At 69.7% G+C, this 10,227-nt stretch carries 9 protein-coding genes; 8 read left to right on the top strand and 1 reads right to left on the bottom strand.

All coding sequences use genetic code 11. The features are described 5' to 3' along the window. Positions 1 to 93: 93 nt before the first annotated feature. Entirely contained in the window at positions 94 to 789 is a 696-nt protein-coding gene (locus tag ACFTQE_RS18955) for a TIGR00645 family protein (protein ID WP_376926529.1), read from the bottom strand. A gap of 253 nt (positions 790 to 1,042) precedes the next feature. Between ACFTQE_RS18955 and ACFTQE_RS18950 the strand changes: the two genes are divergently transcribed. The 8 genes from ACFTQE_RS18950 to ACFTQE_RS18915 all read left to right on the top strand — a co-directional run. Further along, a complete protein-coding gene (locus ACFTQE_RS18950) occupies positions 1,043 to 2,080 on the top strand; it encodes a TerC family protein (protein ID WP_376926528.1) in 1,038 nt (345 codons plus the stop codon). Positions 2,081 to 2,181: 101 nt separating this feature from the next. Then, positions 2,182 to 3,441 carry an MFS transporter gene (locus ACFTQE_RS18945; protein WP_376926527.1) on the top strand — a complete coding sequence of 420 codons (1,260 nt, stop codon included), beginning with the start codon at positions 2,182 to 2,184 and terminating at the stop codon, positions 3,439 to 3,441. Beyond that, a complete protein-coding gene (locus ACFTQE_RS18940) occupies positions 3,438 to 5,234 on the top strand; it encodes a sulfatase (RefSeq protein ID WP_376926526.1) in 1,797 nt (598 codons plus the stop codon). The genes ACFTQE_RS18945 and ACFTQE_RS18940 overlap by 4 nt, the downstream gene beginning before the upstream one ends. Positions 5,235 to 5,359: 125 nt before the next feature. Then, complete coding sequence (locus tag ACFTQE_RS18935; protein WP_376926525.1) at positions 5,360 to 6,253, top strand: PP2C family protein-serine/threonine phosphatase; 894 nt, start codon at positions 5,360 to 5,362, stop codon at positions 6,251 to 6,253. Then, a complete protein-coding gene (locus tag ACFTQE_RS18930; RefSeq protein WP_376926524.1) occupies positions 6,234 to 7,409 on the top strand; it encodes an FHA domain-containing protein in 1,176 nt (391 codons plus the stop codon). The genes ACFTQE_RS18935 and ACFTQE_RS18930 overlap by 20 nt, the downstream gene beginning before the upstream one ends. Then, positions 7,409 to 9,115 carry a serine/threonine-protein kinase gene (locus ACFTQE_RS18925; protein ID WP_376926523.1) on the top strand — a complete coding sequence of 569 codons (1,707 nt, stop codon included), beginning with the start codon at positions 7,409 to 7,411 and terminating at the stop codon, positions 9,113 to 9,115. Before ACFTQE_RS18930 ends, ACFTQE_RS18925 begins: the two co-directional genes overlap by 1 nt. Next, positions 9,103 to 9,804, top strand: a complete 702-nt coding sequence (locus ACFTQE_RS18920; RefSeq protein ID WP_376926522.1) for a hypothetical protein — start codon at positions 9,103 to 9,105, stop codon at positions 9,802 to 9,804. Before ACFTQE_RS18925 ends, ACFTQE_RS18920 begins: the two co-directional genes overlap by 13 nt. Positions 9,805 to 10,000: 196 nt before the next feature. After that, positions 10,001 to 10,227, top strand: a 227-nt coding sequence (locus tag ACFTQE_RS18915; protein WP_376926521.1) for a hypothetical protein, incomplete at its 3' end; no start/stop codon positions are given.

The following is a 10,227-nucleotide window of genomic DNA, read 5'->3' as shown; positions in this document are numbered from 1 at the left end:
GGGCCCTGGGGTTTCCGGCGCGCCGGTTGGGCGGCGGGTGGAGGCCGGGGGGGGGGGGCCGCCCCCCGCTCGATGCCGTGCCCCGACGCCGGCTCAGTGGCGAGAGCCGGTCTCGACCGGTTCTCGCGCGGGCTCTGCTGCGCTGAGACCAGGGTTGTCGGAATACGCGACGGGGACTCCGTCATGCACCTCGTGCGGGGCGACTCGGTGGTACGACATGCGGTCGATGAGAGCGAGTGCGAGCGCCGACAGAATGAACACCGAGTGGATGATGACCTGCCACATCACGCCCTCCCAGGTGTAGTCCTGCCCGGTCTCGGTGCCCTTCGCGACACCGTCCGTCATGTCGCCGACCTCGATGAAGGTCTTCAGCAGGTGGATCGACGAGATGCCGATGATGGCCATCGCGAGCTTGACCTTCAGCACGTTGGCGTTGACGTGGCTGAGCCATTCGGGCTGGTCGGGGTGTCCGTCGACGTTGATGCGCGAGACGAAGGTCTCGTAGCCGCCGATGATCACCATGATGAGCAGGTTCGCGATCATGACGACGTCGATCAGGCCGAGCACGGCCAGCATGATGTCGGCCTCGTCGATCTTCTCGGGATGCGCGATGACGCCTTCGGCGAGGTGCCAGAGCTCGACCATGAAGACGACGACGTAGATCGTCTGGGCGACGATGAGCCCGAGGTACAGGGGAGCCTGCAACCAGCGGCTCGCGAAGATCGCGTAGCCGACGAGGGCGGAGCCCGGGGTCGTGCGGTACTGGCGGGCGGGGGGTGTCGAACTCACAGGCACTCCTTGTCGTGGGGACCACGATTCTATGGGCGCGAGTCGAACGGAATCCTGACCCTGCGTCGCCGGAGCCCCGCTCGTATTCGGCTAGACTCGCGAGAGCGAAGGGGAGTATCCCGCGGGGCCAGGCCTCGACCCACGATCGTCAGTACGAGCGCCGTCACCGCCGCTCCGGGCGTGGGACCTGCGAATCGGCAGGGGGAGAGACTTTCGGAATCCGTCGTCCCCGCATCCTCCGAAAGGCACCACGTTGCTCGAACTCCCCATCTGGTTCGAAGTCGGATCCCTCGTCGTCCTGACACTGATCCTGATCGCCGACCTCCTGCTCGTCCTGAAGCGGCCGCACGTGCCATCGATGAAGGAATCGACCCTCTGGGTCGTCTTCTACGTCGTGCTCGCGCTGATCTTCGCGGGACTCATGTACTTCTTCGCGGGCGGCGAGTTCGCCGGGCAGTTCCTCGCCGGCTGGCTGACGGAGTACAGCCTCTCGATCGACAACCTCTTCGTGTTCGTCATCATCATGGCGAAGTTCGCGGTGCCGAGGAAGCTGCAGCAGGAGGTGCTGATGGTCGGCATCATCATCGCGCTGGTGCTGCGCGGCATCTTCATCCTGCTCGGCGCCTCGCTCATCGAGAACTTCTCGTGGATCTTCTACATCTTCGGCGCCTGGCTCGTGTGGACGGCGATCCAGCAGGTGCGCGGCCACGAGGACGACGACGACAAGGACACGTTCATCGTGCGCCTCCTGCGTCGTCGGGTCTCGATCACCGACGAGTACGACGGCGTGAAGCTCCGCACGGTCATCGACGGCAAGCGCTTCTTCACCCCGATGCTCATCGTCTTCATCGCGATCGGCACGACCGACCTGCTCTTCGCCCTCGACTCGATCCCGGCGATCTTCGGCATCACGCAGAGCCCGTTCATCGTCTTCACGGCGAACGTCTTCGCACTCATGGGCCTGCGCCAGCTGTACTTCCTGCTCGGCGGCCTCCTCGAGCGCCTCGAGTACCTCAAGTACGGCATCGCCTTCATCCTCGCGTTCATCGGCGTCAAGCTCGTGTTCCACGCCATGCACGTGAACGAACTGCCGTTCATCAACGGAGGCGAGCACATCGAGTGGGCGCCCGAGATCTCGACGTGGATGTCGCTCGGCGTGATCCTCGCCGCGATGGCGGTCGCGACCGTCGCGAGCCTCCTGAAGGCCAGGAGCGACGCGAAGTCGCGCGGGCACAAGCTCATGGACGAAGTGCCGCACTTCACCGAGGACTCCCACACCGACGGTCGCTGAGACCCGGGGGAGCGTCGGGCGGCCTGCCGAACGGCGTTCCGAGCACGATCTTGAAGTGGGACGATTGACTCGGACAGTCGTCCCACTTCATACTTCGTTGCATGGTCAATGTCGACCGGGCGCACGAGCCCGACCCCCTGCACACGCGCGCCGCCCCCTCGGACCCCGTGCCGTCGCGAGTCTCGATCGGATGGCTCCTCCGATTCGCCCTCGCATGGTTCGGCCTCTGGCTCCTCATCATGCTGCCCGGGCAGTTCATGACGGCCAAGCTCGCGGCCGTCGTCGCCCCCGATGGCAAGGTCGCGCTGACCTCGTTCCTCATCGGCGAGGCATCCGTGGTGATCCTCGTCGCGGTGCCGGTGCTCGGCGTGCTCAGCGACCGGACCCGCCTCCGGGGCTGGCGCCGGCGGGCCTGGGTCCTCGGCGGGTTCCTCCTCGCCGGAAGCTCGTTCGCTCTCGTCGGATTCCAGCGGGAGCCGGTGACGATCGCCGTGCTCATCGCCCTCGTCTCCCTCGGCCAGGCCGCGGTGCTCGTCGCGCTGTCCGCCGTGATCGCCGACCAGGTTCCCCGCTTCCAGCGCGGGCGTGCGTCGGCGGCGATGGGCGTGCCGCAGGTGCTCGCGCTCGCGATCGGCATGGTCGTGGTCACGATGCTCGTGCCCGACGTCGGCGGCAGCTGGGCGATCATCGGCCTGCTCGCGATCGCGTGCGCGGTACCGTTCCTGCTCGGCTCGCGCGATCCGCAGCCGCAGGGAGACGCGGTCCCGCAGCGCTTCTCGGCCGCGCTGCGCATCCCGCCGCTCGGGCCGAACCACGACTACTACTGGGCGATGACGTCGCGCGTGCTCGTGAACGCCGGCAACCTCGTCGGCACGACGTACCTGCTGTTCTTCCTCTCGGACGTGCTCGCCGTCGACGACCCCGACGCGGGCATGCTCGTGCTGATCCTCGTGTACCTCGTCGCCTGCGGCTTCAGCGGGTGGCTCGGCGGCCTGCTCTCCGATCGACTCCGCATCCGCCGCATGTTCGTGCTGGTCGCCGCTGCCCTGCAGGCGACGGCGGCGCTGGTGCTCGCGGTCGTGCCGACCTGGGACGCGTCGATCGCCGCCGCCGTGCTCCTCGGCCTCGGCTACGGCGTGTTCCTCTCCGTCGACCAGGCGCTCGTCACCGACGTGCTGCCCGACCGCACGAACCGCGCCCGCGATCTCGGCCTCATCAACGCCGCGCAGCACCTGCCGATCGCACCGCTCGTGGCCTGGCTCGTGTTGAGCGTCGCCGGCTACCGCGAGCTCTACGCCGTCGCCGCGGTGATCATGCTGCTCGGCGGCATCCTGATCTTCCGCGTGAGGAGCGTGCGATGAAGCTCGTGGTCGTCATGTTCGACACCCTGAACCGGCAGTTCCTGCCGCCCTACGGCGCGCGCGACGTGCACGCGCCGCAGTTCGACCGGCTCGCTGCGCACTCGGTCACCTTCGACCGCTCCTACGGCGGCAGCATGCCGTGCATGCCGACCCGGCGCGAGATGCACACCGGTCGGCTGAACTTCCTGCACCGCGGGTGGGGGCCGCTCGAGCCGTTCGACGACTCGGTGCCCGAACTGCTCGGCGAGCACGGCGTCACGACGCACCTCGTGACCGACCACCAGCACTACTGGCTCGACGGCGGCGCCACGTACCATCCGCGATTCCGCACCTTCGAGTTCTTCCGCGGTCAGGAGGGCGACGAGTGGAAGGGTCAGGTCGCCGACCCCGACCTCTCCGGCATCCGGCCGTTCGCATCGAATCACGCCCTGCGACGGCAGGACCAGGTCAACCGCCAGCACCTCCGCGACGAAGCCGATCACCCGCAGCGGCGCACCTTCGACGCCGGGCTCGAATTCATCGAGACGAACGCGAACGACGACGACTGGTTCCTGCAGATCGAGACGTTCGACCCGCACGAGCCGTTCTTCAGCGGCGAGCGATTCCACCGGCTCTACGACAGCGCGTACGAGGGCCCGGAGTACGACTGGCCCGACTACGCACCGCGAAGCGAGACCGACGCGGAGCTCGCGCACCTCCGCGCCCGCTACAGCGCACTGCTGTCGATGTGCGACGAGTCGCTCGGCAGGGTGCTCGACGCCTTCGACCGGCACGAGCTCTGGGACGACACGATGCTCGTCGTCTGCACCGACCACGGGCTGCTGCTCGGCGAGCACGACTGGCTCGGCAAGAACGTGCCGCCGTACTACGAGGAGACCATCCACACCCCGCTCTTCATCTGGGATCCGCGATCCCGCGTGCGCGGCGAACGCCGCGACGCACTCGTGCAGATGATCGACCTCGGACCCACGATGCTCGAGTTCTTCGGCGTCGACCGACGGGCCGACATGCAGGGCGCGCCGCTCGTCGATGCGATCGCCAACGACGCCGAGCACCGCGAGGGCGCGCTGTTCGGCATCTTCGGCGGACACGTGAACGTCACCGACGGTCGTCACGTCTACCTGCGGGCGCCGGTGCACGCCGGCAACTCGCCCCTCGCGGAGTACACGCTCATGCCGACGTCCATGCGCGGGCGGCTGCCCGCCGAGGTGCTGCGCGAGGCCGAGCTCGTCGACCCGCTGCCCTTCACGAAGGGAATGCCGGTGCTCCGCGTGCCCGGCTACGCCTACGCCGACCCGCACGCGTTCGGCACCATGCTCTTCGACCTGTCGACCGACCCGGGCCAGGAGCATCCGCTGCGCGATGCCGAGATCGAGTTGCGGATGGCGCGGCTCATGACGCGGCTGATGCGCGAATCGGATGCTCCCGCCGAGCAGTTCGAGCGCCTCGGCCTGCCGGTCGAGGGCGAGGTCGGCACGGAACACCTCCTCGTCGAAGCGCATTGGCCGCAGCTGGTGTCGGCGCGCTCCGGCCCGATCGACGGCGACGACTTCACCGGCTCACGGTTCTCGGTCAACACGCCGATCTCCGAACTGCTCGCCCACGATCCCGCCCGGCAAGTGGTGCGCGCCGTGCTCGGGCCCATCGTCGACGGGCCGCTGCCACCCGAGGCGCTCGAGCTCAGCCTCGTGCAGGTCGCGAACCTCGCCTTCGGGCTCGTGAGCCGCCCCGCGCTCGACGAGATCGCGCAGGGGCTGGCGGCCCTCGACGTGGCGGAGCCGACGGCGGGGTGAGCGACTCGAGCGGCCGGTCCGCTCCACAGGCGTCATCGGGAGGGCCTCGGAGTTGCTAGCGTGGAGGCTCGGCGCCGGATGCACCGTCGTGGTCGCCACCATTCCCGCTCGATCCGAGGAGAACCGTGTCAGGAGATGGCGAGGGCGTCGTCGCCCTGTCGAGCGGCGCCGCGCTCATCGCGCACAGCGCGCGCACCGACGTCGGTCGCGTCCGCAGCGTCAACGAGGACTCCTTCCTGGCGGAGGCGCCCATCTATCTCGTGGCCGACGGCATGGGCGGTCACGCCCGCGGCGACGCGGCGAGCCGTGTCGTCGTCGAGACGTTCTCCCGGCACCTCGAGTTCGGGGTCCCGTCGTCGCCCGAGCAGGTGCTCGACGCGATCCACAGCTCGAACGAGGCCGTGCGGGCGCTGAGCGAGGCGGGCGAAGAGGGCACCGCGGTCGCGGGAACGACGCTGTCGGGCGTCGCCCTCGTCGATGCGGGCGATGGTGCCGGGTTCCACTGGATGGTCTTCAACATCGGCGACTCGCGGGTGTACGCATGGGACGGCCGCACCCTCGAACAGCTGAGCGTCGACCACTCGGCCGTGCAGGAGCTCGTCGACGCCGGGCTGATCCAGCCCGAAGACGCCGAACGTCACCCCGAGCGCAACGTCATCACTCGCGCGCTCGGTGCCGACGAGTTCGTCGATCCCGACGTCTGGCTGATTCCGGCCGCGGGCCGTCAGGTGTTCCTCGTGTGCAGCGACGGCCTGTCGAAGGAGGTCGACGATCGCACGATCGCGCATCTCCTCGCGGGCGACACCGGGCATGCGGCGGGACTCGCCGGCGAGTTGGTCGACACCGCGCTCGCGCACGGCGGTCGCGACAACGTGACGGCGATCGTCGTCGAATCCGTCCTCGGATCCGACGATGACGAAGATGAGACGACGCGTGATCGGCGCGGGCGGCTGTCGAGAGCGGTCGAGGAGACTCGGCCACGCACCGGGGGAGGCGGAGATGGCGACGTACCGGCATGATTCGGAGGCAGCGTGGTTCGCTGCCGTACGCGGCGGCGTGATCCTCGTGGTCCCCGCCGAGGCCGTCGACCGGCTCGCCGCCCTCTGGCCCGAGCTCGGTACGGGCGACCCGACCTCCGTCGTGCTCGACCGCCTCACCGCCCAGGGGCTCGCGGCGACGCCCTCGTTCGCGCTCGTGGTGCGCGACGAGACGGCCGGCACTGCACGCGTCGTCGTGCGCGGCCCGGTCAGCGTGCGCTCCGCATCCGATGAGATCCACGATGCCGGCGTGTCCACGTGGGTCGAGCGCGTGCTCGACGGCGCCTCCTCGATCGAGGTGGTGGTCGACGGCGGCACGGATGCCTCCGCGCTGCCGTTGCCCGTCGTCGAGGGCGTGGTTCCGCTTCGCTCGATCGTCTCCGACGGCGTCGAAGCGATCGCCCCCCAGCGCGTCGAAACGCCGGTCGCCGTCGCAGCGCCCGTGACGGCGCCGACGAGGGCTCCTGCGGCTCCCGTGGTGCCCGTGGCTTCCGTGGCGGCTGCGCCCGTCGCGCCGGCTGCCGCAGCGGCGGCCCCCGCTCCTGCGCGGGTCACCGCGCCCGTCGAGCTCACGATGGTGCCCGACGAGGAGACGATCGCCGGCCCATCGTCCGCTTTCGCGAACGGGCTGCCCGCGGGCCCGCCCATGGCCGCACCGGCGCCCGAGCCCGTCGACGGCGACCATGATGGGATGACGGTCGCCAGCATCGACATCCGGCGTCTCCGTGAGGAGCGCGCCGCACGTGCCGCGAACGCGAACGCGACCGCTGCCGGCGAACCTCCGGTCGCGGCCGCCGCGGCCCCGGCCAGCATCAGGATGCCCGACGGCACCCTCGAATCGATCGGCCACGAGGTCGTGCTCGGCCGCGCCCCCAGCGTGAGCAAGGTCTCCGGAGGTCGAATCCCGAGGCTCATCACGATCGGACTCGGCGACCCCGACATCTCGCGAAGCCATGTGCGGCTCGCACTCGAGGGCGACACCGTGGTCATCACCGACCTTCACTCGCGCAACGGCACGCATGTCGTGGCTCCCGGCAAGCCTCCCGTGAAGCTGCGATCGGGCGAGCCGACCCCCGTGCTCACCGGCACCGTCGTCGACCTCGGCGGCGGCTGGACCATCCAGGTGGTGGGCGGCTGATGCGCCGCGCCCCGTCGATTCCGCCGGAGTTGCCCGGCTACGCCGCCCATGGGCTGCTCGGGTCGGGCGGGTTCGCCGACGTCTTCCTCTACGAGCAGAAGCTGCCGCGGCGCAAGGTCGCGGTGAAGGTGCTGCTCGCCGAGGGGCTCGGCCGCGACACGAAGGCGCAGTTCGTCGCCGAGGCGAACCTGATGGCGCAGCTGTCGGCGCATCCGTTCATCGTCACGATCTTCCACGCCGACGTCTCGGCCGACGGCCGCCCCTACTTCGTCATGGAGTACTGCTCGGGCCCGAGCCTCGCCGAGCGGTACAAGCGTCAGCCGCTCTCCATCGAAGACGCGCTGCGCACGGGGGTGCGCCTCGCCGGGGCCATCGCGACGGCTCATGCCGCCGGCATCCTGCACCGCGACATCAAGCCGGCGAACGTGCTCACGAACGACTACGGATGGCCCGCGCTCACCGACTTCGGCATCTCGTCGAACCTCGAGGGCGAGCTTCCCGTGCACACCGTGACGGCGAGCGACCTCGCCTCGGGCACCGCGTCCGGTCCGTCCGCGGTCGGCATGAGCGTGCCGTGGTCGCCGCCCGAGATGTTCGAAGACGACCCGCGCCCCGACACGCGAAGCGACGTCTTCTCGCTCGCGGCGACCGTGCACACCCTGATCGCGGGGCGAACACCGTTCGAGATCCCCGGCCGGTCGAACGGTTCGCTCGACCTCATCGGGCGCATCGAGCGCGGTGCGATCACGCCGATGGATCGCCCCGATGTGCCGCGCAGCCTCGTCGCGGTGCTCGCCAAGGGCATGGCGAGCCGTCGCGACGATCGCTACCCGAGCGCCGTCGAGTTCGCCCGCGCCCTGCAGCGCGTTGAGCTCGAGCTCGGCTACGCCGCCACGAACATCGAGGTGCCGAACCTCGCGAGCGCGCGCGAGGAGGCCGAGCCCGACGACAACGACGCCACCCGGGCCCGCTCGGTTCGCACGGTCGACGCGCAGGCGCCCCGCGTCGCGCCGACCGACGACGACGCCACTCGGGCTCGTACTCCGCAGCAGATCCAGGCCCAGGCGCCCGCCGCTCCGGCCGTGGGTGTCGTCGACGACGGCACCGTCGTGCGTCGTCCCGCGCCGCAACCCGAGGTCTCGGACGCCACGATCGTCCGTGCTCCGGGCGCTGCCGCGTCGTCGCCCTCGCAGGTGCTGGTCGCGCCGGACTCGACGATCGTGCGCCCGATGTCGGCGCCCGGCGCGCTCGGCGCCCCAGTCGGGTCGGGTTCGACGCCTGAGGCATCCGCGCCACCTCGCCGCAGTCGGCTCGGTCTCATCATCGGCATCGTCGCCGGTGTCGTCATCGCCGCCATGGTCGGCATCGCGATCGCGATGTCGGGCACGGTGGCCCAGTCGCCGACGGTCGAGACGGCGAAGCCCGGCGGTGAGAACGCCGTCGTCGCCCAGACCGTTCCCGCACCGCTCGTCTCGAGCGGTGTCGCGAGCGCCGACGGCACCGTCACGTTCGAGGTCTCGCACACCGGTGCAGAGGACGGCGACAGGTACCGGTGGACGTTGTCCGACGGTTCCGGCGATCCGCAGGTGTCCACGGGGCCGACGATCACGGTCGAAGGCGCCTCGGCCGGAGCCCGCACCTGCATCGACGTGCAGGTGCAGCGCGGCAGCAAGGTGTCGGAGCCGAAGACGGGGTGCACACCGTGAGGCCGCTGCGCGTCGAGTACTGCGGCGAGTCGTACACCGTCGAGGTGGGCGAGCCGTTCACGATCGGTCGCGAGTCCGACCTCACGATCGACGACAACCCCTACCTGCACCGCACGTTCCTCACGCTGTCGTCGGAGTACGGGCTGTGGTGGCTCTCCAACGTCGGCCAGATCCTCTCGGCCACGATCTCCGACGCGACGGGCAGCGTGCAGGCGTGGCTCGCACCGGGGGCGAAGCTCCCGCTCGTGTTCCAGACCGTGCACGTGATGTTCAGCGCCGGCGCGACGACGTACGACTTCACGGTGCACGCCGAGGAGGACTTCTACAACACGTCGCTCACAGCAGCACCCACTGACGGGGGCACCACGATCCTGCCGGTGACGCTCACCTCCAGCCAGCGGCTGCTCGTCGTCTCGCTGGCCGAGAACGTGCTCTCGCAACCGGCCGGCGGGCGGGCACTCGTGCCGAGCTCGGCCGAGGCCGCCGCCCGTCTCGGCTGGAGCATGACGACCTTCAACCGCAAGCTCGACAACGTCTGCGAGAAGCTCGATCGCATCGGCGTCGACGGCCTGCGCGGTGGTCGCGGCAAGCTGGCCACGAACCGTCGAGCGCGCCTCGTGGAGTACGCGGTCGCGACGCGCCTCGTGAGCATCGACGACCTTCCCCTGCTCGACGCGACGACCGACTGAATCGCCACTCGCCGGTCCGGGCCGACGGGGCACTGGCATCGGCATGAACGCCGCGAAGTCGAAGGGGAGTCCTCCCCATGTGGACGCTCGCGGCTGTCGTGTTACCGTGTACGCCGGTGTGGGGACTGGCTCGGCGCCGATCCAGGGGTCGAAGCAGAGTAGGGGAGTGTCCGAAGTGGGTACCTTCACGTCGTGGGTGCGCACGCGCAAGGCCGCAGCCTCGACCGTCGCGATCACCTTGCTCGCCGGCGTTCCGCTCACCTTCGCGGTGCTCCATCAGGGTTTTCCGGTGACCGATGTCGATCTCGCTGCGCGTGAGGTCTGGGTCACCAATGGCAAGGAGCTGTTGGCGGGTCGCCTCAATCGGCAGATCGAGGAGCTCGATGCTGCGGTGAACACGGCGTCGAACGCGTTCGATGTGCT

It is taken from the genome of Agromyces sp. NPDC056965, from assembly GCF_042673425.1.
Taxonomy (GTDB): domain Bacteria; phylum Actinomycetota; class Actinomycetes; order Actinomycetales; family Microbacteriaceae; genus Agromyces.
The sequence above is the reverse complement of the archived record's forward strand: the minus strand, read 5'-3'. Positions and strand labels throughout refer to the sequence as shown.

Coding starts and splice junctions, on each gene's coding strand:
- ACFTQE_RS18925 (WP_376926523.1), top strand. CDS start 7,409: ATGCGCCGCGCCCCGTCGATTCCGCCGGAGTTGCCCGGCTACGCCGCC.
- ACFTQE_RS18945 (WP_376926527.1), top strand. CDS start 2,182: ATGGTCAATGTCGACCGGGCGCACGAGCCCGACCCCCTGCACACGCGC.
- ACFTQE_RS18940 (WP_376926526.1), top strand. CDS start 3,438: ATGAAGCTCGTGGTCGTCATGTTCGACACCCTGAACCGGCAGTTCCTG.
- ACFTQE_RS18930 (WP_376926524.1), top strand. CDS start 6,234: ATGGCGACGTACCGGCATGATTCGGAGGCAGCGTGGTTCGCTGCCGTA.